At 27.7% G+C, this 15,723-nt stretch carries 12 protein-coding genes; 2 read left to right on the forward strand and 10 right to left on the reverse strand.

The window, feature by feature from the left end; all coding sequences use genetic code 11:
- Positions 1–105: 105 nt before the first annotated feature.
- From AACH12_RS13925 to AACH12_RS13970, 10 genes are all read right to left on the reverse strand, one after another.
- Positions 106–570 carry a reverse transcriptase family protein gene (locus tag AACH12_RS13925; RefSeq protein ID WP_338535979.1) on the reverse strand — a complete coding sequence of 155 codons (465 nt, stop codon included), beginning with the start codon at positions 568–570 and terminating at the stop codon, positions 106–108.
- Positions 571–1,053: 483 nt separating this feature from the next.
- Entirely contained in the window at positions 1,054–3,000 is a 1,947-nt protein-coding gene (locus AACH12_RS13930; protein WP_338535980.1) for a fructose-1,6-bisphosphatase, read from the reverse strand.
- Positions 3,001–3,144: 144 nt separating this feature from the next.
- Positions 3,145–3,936, reverse strand: a complete 792-nt coding sequence (locus tag AACH12_RS13935) for a mechanosensitive ion channel family protein (protein WP_338535981.1) — start codon at positions 3,934–3,936, stop codon at positions 3,145–3,147.
- Between the two features lie 36 nt (positions 3,937–3,972).
- Positions 3,973–4,779, reverse strand: a complete 807-nt coding sequence (locus AACH12_RS13940) for an MBL fold metallo-hydrolase (RefSeq protein WP_338535982.1) — start codon at positions 4,777–4,779, stop codon at positions 3,973–3,975.
- A gap of 42 nt (positions 4,780–4,821) precedes the next feature.
- Positions 4,822–5,667 carry a two-component system regulatory protein YycI gene (locus tag AACH12_RS13945; protein WP_338535983.1) on the reverse strand — a complete coding sequence of 282 codons (846 nt, stop codon included), beginning with the start codon at positions 5,665–5,667 and terminating at the stop codon, positions 4,822–4,824.
- A 30-nt stretch (positions 5,668–5,697) separates the two neighbouring features.
- Positions 5,698–7,164, reverse strand: coding sequence for a hypothetical protein (locus AACH12_RS13950; protein WP_338535984.1), 1,467 nt, complete (start codon positions 7,162–7,164; stop codon positions 5,698–5,700).
- 16 nt (positions 7,165–7,180) lie between these two features.
- On the reverse strand, positions 7,181–8,176 hold the full coding sequence (locus AACH12_RS13955; RefSeq protein ID WP_338535985.1) for a hypothetical protein: 996 nt from the start codon (positions 8,174–8,176) through the stop codon (positions 7,181–7,183).
- A gap of 642 nt (positions 8,177–8,818) precedes the next feature.
- Positions 8,819–10,585 carry a HAMP domain-containing sensor histidine kinase gene (locus AACH12_RS13960; protein WP_338535986.1) on the reverse strand — a complete coding sequence of 589 codons (1,767 nt, stop codon included), beginning with the start codon at positions 10,583–10,585 and terminating at the stop codon, positions 8,819–8,821.
- A 4-nt stretch (positions 10,586–10,589) separates the two neighbouring features.
- Positions 10,590–11,285: a response regulator YycF gene (yycF, locus tag AACH12_RS13965; RefSeq protein ID WP_338535987.1), complete on the reverse strand. Its 696-nt coding sequence runs from the start codon at positions 11,283–11,285 to the stop codon at positions 10,590–10,592.
- A gap of 166 nt (positions 11,286–11,451) precedes the next feature.
- Positions 11,452–13,125, reverse strand: coding sequence for a peptidoglycan DD-metalloendopeptidase family protein (locus tag AACH12_RS13970; protein WP_338535988.1), 1,674 nt, complete (start codon positions 13,123–13,125; stop codon positions 11,452–11,454).
- Between the two features lie 154 nt (positions 13,126–13,279).
- On the opposite strand from AACH12_RS13970, the gene AACH12_RS13975 reads away from it, so the two are divergent.
- Both AACH12_RS13975 and AACH12_RS13980 read left to right on the forward strand, forming a co-directional pair.
- Positions 13,280–14,317 carry a DnaD domain-containing protein gene (locus AACH12_RS13975; RefSeq protein WP_338535989.1) on the forward strand — a complete coding sequence of 346 codons (1,038 nt, stop codon included), beginning with the start codon at positions 13,280–13,282 and terminating at the stop codon, positions 14,315–14,317.
- Positions 14,318–14,387: 70 nt separating this feature from the next.
- Positions 14,388–15,377, forward strand: coding sequence for an ATP-binding protein (locus AACH12_RS13980; protein WP_338535990.1), 990 nt, complete (start codon positions 14,388–14,390; stop codon positions 15,375–15,377).
- Positions 15,378–15,723: the final 346 nt, after the last annotated feature.

Consider the following 15,723-nt stretch of genomic DNA (forward strand, 5'->3'; position numbering starts at 1 on the left):
ATAATAAAACTATGATTTAGTTATTTAATCATGGTTTTATTTCATTTTAAAACACATTATTTAACATGAATAAGCTACATCAATAAATTTGAATATGCTATTTTTTTAGCTATTTTTAACGTAATTTAATTTGAAGAATCCAACATCAAATAATTTGACAATCAACACCACTGTTGGTATTCCCAACTGTCGTTTCTTTCCATTGTCTTTCGGTATTTCTACTCGTCGAACTGGTTGCGGACGGTATTTTCCATCCAGTATGGCCTTTTTCAACTCATCTCCATTGTCTTGCAAATGTTGTAGAAGATGCTCTACTTCCATTCCATCAACGCCGTGAGAACCTTTATTCTTTTTCACCTGTTTATAGGCTTTATTCAGATTTGCAGATTCTAAGATTTGTTCTAAAAGTCCATTTGCATCTCTGTCGGCATCGGTGATGTTGTTTTCAGTTATCCTCTTTTCGGTAAGCACTCTGTCATACCCTTCGTGTGCCGCACTAGCTCTCCGACAGTAGTCATTGTCACTACAATATTTTCTGCTTTTCTTCATCCCGATTTCGGTAACATTCATTGACTTTCACCTCCTTAGGTTCAACCCTTCATGACTTCATAGGCGAAGTCACTAATATGGTATCGGCTGACTTCTCATGATAAATCTTATTTCAACCACGATTCACACAAATGTTTCACATGTCCATGAGATCTCCCCAGGTAAGAACACAATCTTTCTCTCCATGTATCTGCCACATTTACGCTGTTGATTCCGAGTAGTTATTGGACTTTGATTTGTTTAGCAACCTTATCCATCAACTTGCGCCTTATGTGATTTCTGTTCGTCAGACCAGAGATTTGCCGCCGGCTTCCTTCAGATTCCTCGTCACCAAGGACACCCTTGCCATAAGCTATACACTTCCCACTACTAGGGTATGTTAGGGACTTTCACCCGTTAGATTGTGCCCATGCTGGGCACACTAAAAAAAATAAGTAGATGGGTAGTATTATCCATCTACTTATTTTTTTATGTATCTTTCTCTTTTATTCAATTATTAGAATTCTAAAGTTCATTTATATATCCTTTTCTATAGCACTGCAAAAGTTCTTTAAGTATTAAAATTGATTTTTTTAGCTCTTTTCCATCATCAGTATCTGCAACTAAAACTCTTTTTTCCTCTTCTTTTATATATACCTCTTTTGGAAGCATATCATAGTTATTATAAATAGACTCTGTAAATGACAAAAATGGTTTATGCGAAACCAGAGCTATATTTTGTGAATTGTAAGTCAATGTATATCCCGCAATACCAGTTATTTTTTGATATGCTTTTGAAAATCCCCCATCAATTACCAATAGTTTTCCCTTTGCCTTTACAGGATTTTCGCCCTTTGCAGTTTTTACTGGAACATGCCCATTTACTATATGCCCTTTTTCTGTATCAAGCCCAAATTCTATCAATATTTTATCAATAAAACTTTCATCGTTTCTAAAATTATAATAAGCATTTTTATTTTCCCTCATAAGACTTTCATCACCTATAAACAGCCGCTCAAATGTTTTCATTTTATCTTTACCAAACAATGGAGAATTTTTGCCACACCACAAGTACCACAAAATATCATTATTTGCATTTTCTATAAAATATGCTTCTCTAGCTTTCAAATCAAAATAATCCATTAATGATTTACCAAAGTATATTTTCCCATCAAATTCAGCCTTAATAAATTCACCTTTTACATCAACTGGTATGGCTGCGTGATATAGTAAATTACCGTTCGTTTTATTATACATACTTCCTTTAGAATATAGAAACTTAATATGCTCTTTAAGTTTTTCTGAGTGTTTAAAACTAGAAATCAATATTTTTACTAATTCCTCTTCCTCTTCAGTAAGTTTATATGGATTACTTTTTATTAGTGTTGGGAAAAAAGAGTCTTTCATATTATAGATTTTTCCTTCAACTTTTACAGTCTTGTTATCCACTGCAAGTTTATCTAAAAATAATCTATCCTCCATTTCATAAGCCGGATTATTTTTTATTATTTTTCCCTCTAACTTAAATTGTATTACCGCTACAGCTTTTTGCATCTTACTTATTAATAATAAATCTCTATCACGTAACATATGATTCTTTTGTAATTTAGGTTTATAGATTGAATTTTCATTATCAGTCTTATTTTCACTATAAATTTCATCAGAAAATTGTGCTAAAGGAAGTAAATTAATCCCATATCCATCTTGAATAGTTTCTAAATTGGCATATCTAAGTGCAATTCGAAGCACATTAAATACGCAAGCACCTGATCCTGCTGCAGCTCCCATCCACAATATATCATGATTTCCCCACTGAATATCACAATTATGATGTTTTATAAGTTCATCCATGATTTTATGAGATCCATCGCCCCTATCGTAAATATCTCCAACTATATGAAGTTTATCAATTACTAATCTTCTAATAGACTTTGATATTTCAATAATAAATTTATCTGCTCTTTTTGTTTCTATAATTGTATTAATTATTTCATTATAATATCTCTTTTTTGATTCCATATCTTCTTGTTCTTGCATTAGCTCTTCAATTATATATATAAAATTTTCAGGAAGTGCTTTTCTTACTTTCGAACGTGTATATTTAAAAGATGCTGTTCGTAGCAGTAAAATCAATCTATATATGGCATCAAAATACCATTCATTTGTTATTTCGTTTTTTTTATGTAAATAAATCAATTTATTTTTAGGATAATATACTAGAGTTGCAAGTTCATTCTTTTCTGTTTCATTAATACGATTCTCAAATGTTTCATCAATTTTTCTTCTAATAACTCCAGAAGCATTTCTAAGTACATGAGAAAATGATTCATATTCTCCATGTAAATCTGTTAAAAAATGCTCAGTTCCTTTTGGAAGATTTATAATAGCACTTAAATTTATTATTTCTTTACTTACTAAGTCTATATTTGGATACCGCTTTGAAATCAATTTTAAATAATCTATTTTTTTCATGTTTCCTCCAAGAATTAAATAAGCCTACATAACATACTTTTTCAGTATAGCAATAATTTCTAAATACACTTAGTACATATGTCTTATATTTTAAAAAAGCTTTTAAAAATATTTAAGAAAACAATATCTTTAAAAGCTTCAAAATTACTTAAGTAAATTTATGTCCATATGTGGATATGGAATATTAATGCCTTCTTTATCAAAGGCTTCTTTTACTTCCTCAATTAAATCAAAATGTATATCCCAATAATCCTCAGATTTACACCACACTCTAAGGGTAAAGTCTATTGAACTTTCACCATGACTAGACATCCTAACAAAAGGCATAGGAGTTTCTAATACTTTATCATGCTTTTTAACGGTAGATAAAATTATTTCTTTAACTTTTTTAGTAGATGACTCATATCCAACTCCAAATACTAAATCGACTCTTCTTTTATTATTAAATGAATAGTTTATAATACTAGCATTCGCTAAAGATCCATTCGGAATAATAATTTGTTTATTATCAGGAGTGGTTAAGTATGTATGAAAAATCTGAATTCCTTCAACTGTTCCACTATGTCCAACGCTCTCGATATAATCACCAACTTTAAATGGTTTTAATCCTAAAATTAATACTCCACCAGCAAAATTTGCAAGACTTCCTTGAAGTGCAAGACCAATAGCTAAACTCATTGCACCAAGTATTGCTACAAAAGTAGTCGTCGCAACTCCAAGCATTGAAGCTACTGTAACAAAAAGAATAACTTTAAGAGCCATTTTTATAAAGGATCTTGAAAAAGATACTAATGATTTATCTAGTTTCATCTTTTCAAACGACTTATCTAATAATTTTATACTATATTTTATTATCTTAAGTCCAACAACTAAAGTTACAACAGAGTATAAAATTTTAAATCCATAAATTGATAATATATCCAAATAATAATTCATATTTTCTCCTTTTTTCTAAGTTTATATTTACAATACTCATTCTTTATTAATTTTGTAGAATCTGCTTACTTTATCTCTATAAGTCATATCTAAATTTACATCTTTGCCTACTATTATATTATTTTCTTCTAAAATATTTTTAACAGTTTTAAGAGCTAATTCAGGAAAATTATTTTCTCTACTTAAATGGCCAAGTAATACATTTTTTACATTTCCATTAAGCACTGTTTCTTTAATGAGTTCACCCGCAGCTTCATTGGATAAATGCCCATCATCTGATACTATCCTCTTTTTCAAATAATAAGGATAAGACCCAACCATAAGCATTTCTTTATCATGATTTGATTCAACTAAAAGTAAATCAGAATTTTTTACTTCACCTAGTACATATTTCGTAACTACACCAAGATCTGTTACAACCGATATTTTGTTGTTATCTTTAGCAAATGTGTAGCCAATTGGATCTACAGCATCATGAGAAACTTCATATGTTTTTACATTAACATCTCCAATAAAAAACGCATCATTTTTTTTTATAATTATAACTTTACTCTCATCTATTTTGCCTATTTTAAGTTTTACCTGCTCATAAGTTTTTTCAGTAATATATAATTTGTAGCCAAATTTTCTCATTAGTATTCCAACCGCTTTAACATGGTCAGAATGCTCATGTGTTATTAATACAGCTTCTATACTAAGTGGATCCACACCAATATTATATAATGCATTTTTAATGTATTTTCCTGTTAAACCTGCATCAAGTAATATACCCGTTTTATCAGTGCCTATATATTGGCAATTACCACTACTACCACTTGCCAATGAACAGAATTCAATTCCCATATTTTCTCCTTCATTACTACTTAGTGACACTATAAAAACATCTTATTTTTCAACTGCTCTTGTATATTCTATTCTACCATCTTTAAATGTAATTCTCCAGTAAGGAAATGCATCTCCTGAAGTTACAATTGTATTTAATGTTGAAGTTTCAAGTTTATATCCTAATTCTATATTTACAATATTAATTTTTTTATCACTTCTATCATAATTTTTCATCAAATTGAAAAGTGCTTTAGAAGGTGGAATAACCTCCTTTGAAAGCTTTGATACTTTTTTTACATCAAACCATTTTCTTGTAAATTCCTCAATCCCACTATCATCAATATAAAATTTCATATAAGAATCATCTAAGTAGAAATTCTTATATTTTTGCCTAAAGATAAGTAAAATTCTATTATTTATAGTTTTTTTCACATTTATATAGTAATCGTCTTTTTCAAATCCTTTTAACGCAATAAATTTGCTTGCTAATTTTATTGCTTCATCCATAGTTATACTTAGCATATTTTTGGATTTTAAATTAGAATCAAAATTTATATTTTTAAATTCAAGCTCTAACTCTTTTACACTAAGGCTATTTTTACTATCCACATATGATTCATTTATTTTTCTAAAATTTTTATTTAAAAATACATTTGCACTTTTTTCTAAATCATATTCTTGATAAGCTAATTCAATGTCGTTGATTTTAGTAAAGTACGTTAGATTATCCATTTTAACAAAAATATTTTTCTTCTCTAGCAATTTAATAACTTCTTTTATACTCTGATCTTCTTTTAACTTATGAACATTAAAAAGATTATCGCTGCTGTAAACATATACTCCTAAAAATATATTTGTTATAATTAATCCCACTATTAAAATCGTTTTTATTTTGCTCCATTCCATAGTATAAGTGTCCTTTCTAAAGTCAATAAATTACTTACTTTGAGAATTTGAAATATATAAAATATTTCCACCATATAAATCAAAGCAATATACTGTATCAAGAATTTTTATTTTCCAAATTGGTATCATTCTATTTGTAACATTATTTCTACTATTAAAGTAATCAATATCAATATTGTTAATATCTTGTAAAATGCTAATTATTATCTCGTTCTTATTATCATTGTTTAAAATAATTCCTTTTTCTCTTATATATCGGCTGAGTATCACATCAATATTTTTTTCAATTACTTGGTCAAATGATTTTGATTTTGCAATTTTTGAAGATATTTTAGAACTGCCAATATATTTTTTAAAACTTTTTTTAAAATATTTTACTTTACCTTTTTCAATTTCAATTTTGTAAGCATATCCGCCTTCAATATCATCAGAAAAAACGTTATAGTCTTTGATTCTATAATTAAACCATAAAGTAAAGTCGTTATTGTTTTCTTCATATTTTGCTAAATATAGTGTAGATGAAATTTCACCAAATTTTTTTATGCTATTTAAAGCAATGTTAATATTATCAACAATAGTATTTTTATCAACTACATTGTTGTCTTCAGTTTTAATTTTTTGAGAATATTCTAAACTTCCATCCTCAAAAAACGTCAATATTTTTTCTCCATAACCATACATATAAATTAGTGAATTATCAACATCATGAATTTTTTTTACAAAATTAAAATTATCATCAAATACTTTTTCCGCATACAACTTCATATCAATTGAATCATAAGAAAACGAAACGTTAATATATGGAATATTCGGTATTGAAGTAATAGGAGCAATAGTAGTATTCTCAATAAACTTTGGATCATCTTTTTTACCAAGTAAATTTCTAAGCGAATACATATCTTCAAGTCTTTTATATTCAATGATATTTGATTTTTCAATATTATTAATTATGCTACTAAGTTCAAATTCATTTTTTCTATTTAAACCTTTAAGTGAAAAATATTCATGCTGTTTTGAATTTCCAATAAAGATCTGATTATTAGAGGCTGTTGGCACAATAATTGTATCTACATATTCATTCAAAAATTCATCTGCTTTTTTAGGGATTCCAAGTAATAAATAAATATCGCCTATTTTGTAATTATAAGGCAACACAAACCTAAAAGATCTACTTTTATAGGCTTCATTCCATGCTATATTGTCAATCTTTTCGTAATTCAATCCCAATAAATATATTTTTAAATTCTCTTTTGTTTTATTCCATGCTATTTTATTAATGTCTTCTGAATATAATCCAGTATGCAAGCTACCCCCAAAGCTAACAAAATAGTTTTGGGGGTTAAATATACTTTCAATATTATTGATAGTTGATGGTTTGGAAACATTCTTATTTACAGAATTTCCAAAATCAACATCCATCAGAATTCTTCCAGACAGTAATATGCACAACATAAAAAGAGAAATCAAAAGAACATTTTTAAAGATCTCTTTTTTCATAAATCCTCCATCATACCTAATTTGACAACTCTTTACTATTTAAAATCTCCATAGTACTTGGAATATCTTGCAATATTTTTTCTTTAGTTAATTCCTCTTTTCTATTTACAAAGAAATTAATTTTTTTAATCACTTCATTTGAATCCTCACGTACAAACTCTAATCTATATTCTCCATTAAGGATATTTTCAACAGTATATTTGTAGAATGGTAAAATTCCATTTTTCTTAATACTTTGTTTTTCTATTTCTGGAATAAGCGTTTCTACATCTAAAATTTTATTAACACTTTCAATATTACTATCTACCATAGCAAATTGTAGAGAAATTTTATTATAATCATCAATCACTTTTTGATCTTCATTAGAATACTTTATTTCTTCATTTACATTTTTTTCAGAACTTGTCTCTTCGTTAATCAGTACAATTTTTTTATATAATAGCTCAAGCTCATCCAATTTTTTTGTTTTTACAAAATCTAATATCTTATAAGCTTCAATTAATTCAATAGTCGTCATATCTTTATAATCTAATGTGAATTTCGGAAGTTCAATATATTTTGATGTATTTAAAGAGTCATCATCTAGCGATTTTACAATTTTGCTTTCACTATCTTTGTTTAGACCATCTTCTTTTTGTGAATTATCTTTTAATAAAATACTAAACTTAGAAAGTTCAGATATATCTTTAATATCATCAATAACTATTAGTTTTTCAATCTTAGGTTCTATTTTATATAAATTCATTGTAATAGGAACATTTGATTGACCAAATGTTTTTAATAATGCTATAGAAATAAGCAAATTATCTCTAAGCAAAATTTCTTTCTTAACTTTTATTTTTGGTTCAATAACTTCAAATGAATCTGAAAGTTCTTCGTTTGAAATCATTTTTTCTTCAGTCAAACTATTTAATTTATTTACATTATTTACATTGTCGTCTCCAAATGAAACCAAAAACGAAGAGCAAATAATTAAACTCCCTAAAACCAATGCTAATACACGACTGTACATCTTAACCTCCAAATAAAACCGAATTATAGTAAAAGAAATGTCGAACTTTGTACTATTATTATACTAAAACAATATTACAGACAAATTACATAGAGTTTAAAAAGTCATTACAAGCGCGAATAAAAAAAGCAGTGCGCAAAAAAACAGAAATAATATTCGTTAAGCCGAAGGCTTAAAAAGTAATATTATTTCTGTTTTTTTTGCATAGTGCCAAAGGCACGTGTCGTAACAATAAGCGTAGCGCTTGTTACGGCGCACTGCTACACCTTTTTAATTTATTTACTCTTAAAATTCAATAAAATTTTCTATTTTTTGCATAGTGCCAAAGGCACGTGTCGTAACAATAAGCCTAGCGTTTGTTACGGCGCACTGCTACACCTTTTTTAATATATTTATTCTTAAAATTCAATAAAATTTTCTATTTTTTGCATAGTGCCAAAGGCACGTGTCGTAACAATAAGCGTAGCGCTTGTTACGGCGCACTGCTACACCTTTTTAATTTATTTACTCTTAAAATTCAATAAAATTTTCTGTTTTTTTGCATAGTGCCAAAGGCACGTGTCGTAACAATAAGCCTAGCGCCCATCAGGCGCACTGCTACACCTTTTTTAATATATTTACTCTTAAAATTCAATAAAATTTTTAATATTCTTCTAAATCTAATGGTAAAAGCAAATTAACTGTTGTACCTTTTTCTAATTTAGATGTGATTTTAATTTTACCTAAATGCGCTTCAACTATTTCTTTTGCAATTGAAAGTCCAAGACCTGTTCCACCTAATTCTCTAGATCTTGCTTTATCGACTCTATAGAATCTTTCAAATATTCTATTTATATCTTTTTCAGGAATACCAAATCCATTATCTTGAATTGTCATTGACACATTTTCATCTATTTTAGTTAAAAAAGTATTTATAATACTTCCATTTGGGGAATACTTAATGGCATTTGAAAGAATATTTAAAGCAACCTGCTCTATTCTATCATAATCAAAATATCCAACTAAATTATCCAAATCAGTAACTAAATTTATGGTTTGATTTTTATTTTTAGCCGTAACCTCTACTTTTTTTATTGAATATTTGACCATATTAACATAATCATGATACTCTTTTTCAAGTTTAATGTTCTCATTATCAAAGCTTGAAAGCTGAAGTAAGTCTCTTACTAACCTATTCATTCTATCAGCTTCATTATTTACAACTTTTAAAAACTCTATTTTTGTATCTTCATCATCAACATACCCATCTAATATTGTTTCTGTGTAAGATTTAATACTAGTAAGAGGAGTTTTTAATTCATGAGAAACATTTGCAACAAATTCTCTTCTCATCTTCTCAAGTCTTTCTTGATCTGTAATATCTTGAAGAACAAAAACAATACCACTTTTCTCTCCATTTTCGTTTGCATATGGAGCATAACTTACTTTTAATATCATATTCTCAAATTTAATTATTTCGCTACCAATCCATTTATTATCTGCAATTATTTTTTCTATTACTAAATTTTCATTTAATTCTCTAATAGTTTTATCAAAATCTAAACTCGTTTCAGTAAAATTTAACATCTCTATAGCTTTAGGATTCAAATGTATTATCTCACCTTTTTTATTAACAGCAACTAATCCATCATCCATGTAATTTATTATAGTTTCTAGTTTGCTTTTTTCTCTTGAAATCTCGCTTACTGATACTTTTAATCTATTTGTAAGGTAATTAAACATTTCACCAAGCTTTCCAATTTCATCTTTTGATTTCACATCTACTGTTTGATCAAAATCACCTGAAGCCATTTTAGCAGCCTTGGCTGTTATTTCATTTATTGGATTAGTAATGCTATTAGCTATAAAAATTCCAAGTACGACTGTTACTATAAGTGCTAGTAATGTAGCTTGTACTATAATAATTTTAAATTTATCTATACTGTTGTATACGTCTGACAAATCATATCTTATATATAATATACCTTCTTTCCCTATTGGAAAAGATTTGTCCAGAGTTTTTATTTGCGATTTATTATCCTTGACAAAAGTTTTTTCTACACTGCCATTTGAAGACGCTACTACTAAATCAAAGTTTAAAACATTTAGCGCGTCCCTGCCTACATTCTGAGAAGTTGTAGCAATAATACTAAATTTATCGTCTGGTTTAATCACAAAAATTTCTTCTCGGAATCCCGCTCCAGAATATAAAGTAAGTATGTCTTGAATTTTATCGGCGTTTTCTGACAAATCATTGTAACTAGAAATTCTAGGCATCAGGATATCTGAAATGTCATCAATTCTATTTTCGATCACATTAAAATTATATTGCTCTGTTGAACGTATTATAAATACACCAGAAATAATCATACCAATAAAAACAAGCATAAAATATATGACTATAAAACGCCATCTTATGCTCTTAAACATATTGTTACCTCCTAAAATAGTATCCTACGCCTCTTTTTGTCATAACAAATTTGGGATTACTTGAATCATCTTCAATTTTTTCTCTTAATCTTCTTACAGTTACGTCAACAGTTCTAATATCTCCAAAATATTCATATCCCCAAACATCTTTTAGAAGTTGCTCTCTTGTAAAAATCTGATTATCCTGGGTAGCTAAAAACTTTAAAAGTTCGAATTCTCTAAGTGTTAATTCTATTACTTCCTCACCTTTTCTAACTTCATATCTTTCTAAATCTACAATTAAGTTATCTGAAGTAACAATTTTTTTATCAACAATTTCTGGTAAAGTACTAATATTTATTCTTCTAAGATTTGCCTTAATTCTAGCAATTAACTCTCTCATACCAAATGGTTTTGTAATATAATCATCCGCTCCAAGCTCAAGTCCAAGAACTTTATCTACTTCTTCTTCTTTTGCTGTTAGCATGATAATTGGCATATTAAAACTTTCTCTAATTTTTTTACAAACTTGAAAGCCATCATATTTTGGAAGCATAACATCTAATATAACTAAATCTGGCTGAGCTTGATAAACCATCTTAAGAGCCTCATCACCATCAAATGCACAAACTACATTATATCCTTCTTTTACTAAATTAAATTTTATAATATCTGAAATAGGTTTTTCATCATCAACTACTAATATTTTCTTGTTATTCATAAAACACCTCTCTGCATTATAATACTACTAATAACTGTTACTTAATTCTAAAAAAATTGCCTTTTAAAAAGGCATTTAAATTTATCCAATATATATTTATATTCTAATACTCCGCCTATAGTAAAAAGTAAGGAATAAAGAACTCATAATGTTCCTAGATTATTCTTTAATATTTAACATAATTTCTGGGATCAACTGGCACATTATTCTTTCTTATCTCAAAATGTAAATGTGGTCCTGTACTAAATCCTGTGTTTCCACTTAATGAAATTTTTTGACCTTTAAAAACTTTTTCTCCAACTTTAACTAAAATTTTTGAATTATGACCATATATACTTACCATATTAGCACCGTGATCGATTACAACCGCTAAACCATAACCACCATATCCACCTGCGCGAGTTACAACACCTCCATCAGCTGCATATACTGGCGTACCAATTGCAAGTCCTATATCAATTCCATTATGTCTTCCCCATTTTCCAAGTAATCTTCTCATACCAAAACCAGAAGTAATAACACCTCTAGTAGTTGGTCTTGCAAAAGTTCCAGTCCCTTTTTTTGGTGGTGGATTTTTAGTTCCTTTATATACTACCTTTGTACTTGGCTTTTTAAGAATTTTCTCACTTAAAACTTTTTTAGCAACTTCCCGTCCATTCTCTTTTACCACTTTTGCAACTATCTGTTTTTCCCCTTTAATGCCTTTAATTTTTGTTTTATAATCACCTTTATATAATGTAGAAGCATTTTCATACTTTACATCATATGCGACTTTTTCACTATAAGTCTCTTCTTCTACGGTTAATACAGTTATTAGAGGTCTTGGAACAGTTAAACTTATTTCTTGACCAATTTGAAGTCTCTCTGGTTTTACATCTGGATTTGCTTTAATTAAACTATCAACTGTAATTTCATATTTTGAAGCAATTGTCCAAAAATTCTCACCTTTACTTACTTTATGAAATTTTTCTTCATCAGTACCTTTTACTATGTAGTTAAAAGCATCTTCTTTACTAGTATAAATCGTACCATTGGTAATATTATTATATCCTTTTACAATCTCAACATCTTCTTTAAAGTATGAATCTAATATTTCGCTACCGTCTTCTTTAGCTAAAAATTTAGTTTTTATAGAGTTTAATAATTCGTTAGCATCTTCTTTATTTTCGAAAAAACCTATTCTTTTTTTATTTACTTCTAGTGAGTACCCTTCGTATGATAAATCCATAAGGTCTTTTACAGCACTAGTGTAATTATTTACAGATGTAGGCAAAGCGTTTAAACTTGAATTATTACTAGTAGTATCACTAGTAGATTTATTATCACTTATTTTTGACTCTTCTTTTTTTGAATCAGTAGAACTAATTGTTGCTTGATTACTACTTTCATTATCCATTTTAACTGCGTATAAAGAAGTTTCACCACTCGCTTCATTTGATGTATTTGAATTCATTATATCATTCATATAGTATACACCGCTCAGCGCAACAACTACTGCTAAAGCTCCTAGAAACTGAATTTTATACTTTCTAATATAAATAAAAACTTTATTAACTTTTTCTCTAAAATTTTCTAGTTTTAATTTATTAAAATCTATTTTATTTAATTTTAATTTACTGAAGTTAATTTTATCTAATTTTATAATTTCCTTAAAATTAGAACCATATCTTTTAAAATTTACTCCTTTAAAATTATTTTTTTTGAATTTACTAATGATAAGTTGTTTATTCACTTTAATATTTTTAATATATTTATAGCCTTTATAAAATGGCATTATAACAAAAGCAATTGATTTTGCAAGACCATTGATAATCGTATTTATAATTTTACTAAAGTCCATTCGAAAGCTCCCTTTTTAGTAGTTATCTAAATTATTTTTCCTCACATTTCAGTATACCATATTTTATGTGTTTTACTATAGTCATTTTTGCATTATACTATATAATATAAACAAATACTTATTACTAATTAATACATTAAAGGTAGATGATAATATGGGATTTAAAAATCAAATTACTAAAGTTGACTTCGGAAGTATTACAATTGAAAATATATTTATTAATGATTTTATGTGTAGTGCAAATGGAACTTATGTTAAAGTGTATCTTCTTGGATATAAATATGCAGTAGATAATGATGAAAACATTGATTTTAACAACTCTTCAATTGCTAAACACTTGAATATACCACTTGAAGATGTGCTAAATGCATGGGATTTTTGGCAAAAAAAAGGTATAATAAAAAAGAGCAATATTGATGATTCAGTAAATTACGATGTCGAATTTATCTCACTTAGACAGCTATATATTGATAACAACTATAAAGTTAATAATAACGAAGTAAGCTATGAAAGAAAAACTTCAAATTCTGACTTAATTGAAATAAATAAGAGCCCAGAAATAAAAAATATGTTTTATAAGATTGATCAATTCATGCGTCGTAATCTTTCTCCAAATGAAAGACTAGAAGTTCTTAATTTTTTACTGGACAACAACGTCGATCCTGACGTCGTTACTATGGCATTTGAATATTCAATAGAAACTAAGAACGTTAAAAATATTAAATATGCTTTGAAGGTTCTAAATGCCTGGGTAGACAATGGCTTAATCACTGTAGATTTAATTGAAAATAATTTAAAGCAATCAAATAAATATTACCGTGCTTATAGAGCAATTTATAAATCTTTAGGTTACTCTAATCTTATAACTTCTGGTGATAAAGAAATAATCGACATCTGGTTACAAAAATATGATTTGTCTCTTGAATTCATTTTAGAAGTGATCAAAGAGAGTTCTAAAAAAACTTCAAATGTTAATATGAACTATATGCATTCCATCGTTAAAAATTTATATAAAAATAAAATTAATACTATTGAAGGATTTAAGACTTTTAAAACTACCCATACAAATACTAAAAAAAGTTATAGCAATAGCAAAACTGCTCCTTCAAAGACTAAATTTCACAATTTCGAAAAATCAAAGTCAAATTATTCCAATGAGGATATTGAAAAAATATTGGGCATAAAAAAATAATTTCAAGATAGTATTACTTTTTCAATTAGCAACAAATTTTTTCTACTATTGTATACTTACCGGAGGCAATATGAATAAATTTAAAAAAGAAATTTTTAAAGAATATGAAAAACTTAGAACTAAATCGAATGAAGAACTTAAAAGAAGGAAACAGGAAATTTATTCTTTACTTCCAAGAACTAAAGAGATAGATAAAGAAATGGCAAAACTCAGTATCTCTATTAGCAAAAAAATTCTTTCTGATAATAATGGTAATTATGAATCTTTTATAAAAGATTTAGAATCAAAAATAAATACTTTAAAAAAAGAAAAAGCCCTTATTTTAACCGAGAACAATTTCACATTATCTTATATTAAACTTCATCACAACTGTGAAAAATGTGATGATACAGGATTTGATAAATCAACTAATAAACTCTGTGAATGTTTTTTTTCTAAGCTTATTAAAAAAACTTATAAGCTATCTAATCTTGAAAGCGTACTAGAAAAGGAAAATTTCAGTACATTTAATATTGATTTATTTTCGCAGAAAAAATATGAAGATAACACACTGAGTCCCAGAGATAACATGAAAAGAATTTTAACAGAGGTCGAATCATTCGTTCATAGTTTTAATAGAGGAGAAGAAAATCTGCTTCTATACGGAACAACAGGACTCGGAAAAACTTTTATATGTAACTCAATTGCGAAAGCCCTCTTGTCAAAAGGAAAAATTGTTGTTTACCATACAGCGTTTCGCATACTTGAAATATTAGAAAACGAAAAATTCAATAAAAACTTAGAAAATCAAGAAGAGAATAAACTAGAGTATTATTTACTTTTTAATAGTGATCTACTAATCATAGATGATTTAGGAACTGAAATGGTAAACTCATTTTCAGCATCTGAACTTTTTAATATTATAAATTCAAGAATAATAAAAAACAAAAGTACAATAATCTCAACAAATCTCTCTCCAATACAAATTAAAGAAACATACAGTGATAGAGTTTCATCAAGAGTATTTGGAAAATACAAAATGCTAAACTTTTACGGACCAGACTTAAGATGGGAAAAATAAAAAGTCGATTAAAAATCGACTTTTTATTTTTATATGCATATTTTTTAGTATATTATAAGGTAGACTCAATACAAAGCCTTAAGAGAACAAACACTTTTTAATAAAAACGCACCTAACAGGTATATTTTTTAATATATTGTGAGGTAGACTCAATACAAAGCCTTAAGAGAACAAACACCTTTTAATAAAAACGCCCTTAACAGGTATATTTTTTAATATATTGTGAGGTAGACTCAATACAAAGCCTTAAGAGAACAAACACTTTTTAATAAAAACGCACCTAACAGGTATATTTTTTAATATATTGTGAGGGCGACTTAAGGCGAAGCCTTCGGAGAACGAACAA

Source organism: Helicovermis profundi (assembly GCF_033097505.1).
Classification (GTDB): Bacteria; Bacillota; Clostridia; order Peptostreptococcales; family Acidaminobacteraceae; genus Helicovermis; species Helicovermis profundi.

What these genes read in the sequence shown, in the direction of transcription:
- AACH12_RS13925 (WP_338535979.1), bottom strand. Translation starts at nt 570, where the DNA reads ATGAATGTTACCGAAATCGGGATGAAGAAAAGCAGAAAATATTGTAGT.
- AACH12_RS13930 (WP_338535980.1), bottom strand. Translation starts at nt 3,000, where the DNA reads ATGAAAAAAATAGATTATTTAAAATTGATTTCAAAGCGGTATCCAAAT.
- AACH12_RS13935 (WP_338535981.1), bottom strand. Translation starts at nt 3,936, where the DNA reads ATGAATTATTATTTGGATATATTATCAATTTATGGATTTAAAATTTTA.
- AACH12_RS13940 (WP_338535982.1), bottom strand. Translation starts at nt 4,779, where the DNA reads ATGGGAATTGAATTCTGTTCATTGGCAAGTGGTAGTAGTGGTAATTGC.
- AACH12_RS13945 (WP_338535983.1), bottom strand. Translation starts at nt 5,667, where the DNA reads ATGGAATGGAGCAAAATAAAAACGATTTTAATAGTGGGATTAATTATA.
- AACH12_RS13950 (WP_338535984.1), bottom strand. Translation starts at nt 7,164, where the DNA reads ATGAAAAAAGAGATCTTTAAAAATGTTCTTTTGATTTCTCTTTTTATG.
- AACH12_RS13955 (WP_338535985.1), bottom strand. Translation starts at nt 8,176, where the DNA reads ATGTACAGTCGTGTATTAGCATTGGTTTTAGGGAGTTTAATTATTTGC.
- AACH12_RS13960 (WP_338535986.1), bottom strand. Translation starts at nt 10,585, where the DNA reads ATGTTTAAGAGCATAAGATGGCGTTTTATAGTCATATATTTTATGCTT.
- yycF (WP_338535987.1), bottom strand. Translation starts at nt 11,285, where the DNA reads ATGAATAACAAGAAAATATTAGTAGTTGATGATGAAAAACCTATTTCA.
- AACH12_RS13970 (WP_338535988.1), bottom strand. Translation starts at nt 13,125, where the DNA reads ATGGACTTTAGTAAAATTATAAATACGATTATCAATGGTCTTGCAAAA.
- AACH12_RS13975 (WP_338535989.1), top strand. Translation starts at nt 13,280, where the DNA reads ATGGGATTTAAAAATCAAATTACTAAAGTTGACTTCGGAAGTATTACA.
- AACH12_RS13980 (WP_338535990.1), top strand. Translation starts at nt 14,388, where the DNA reads ATGAATAAATTTAAAAAAGAAATTTTTAAAGAATATGAAAAACTTAGA.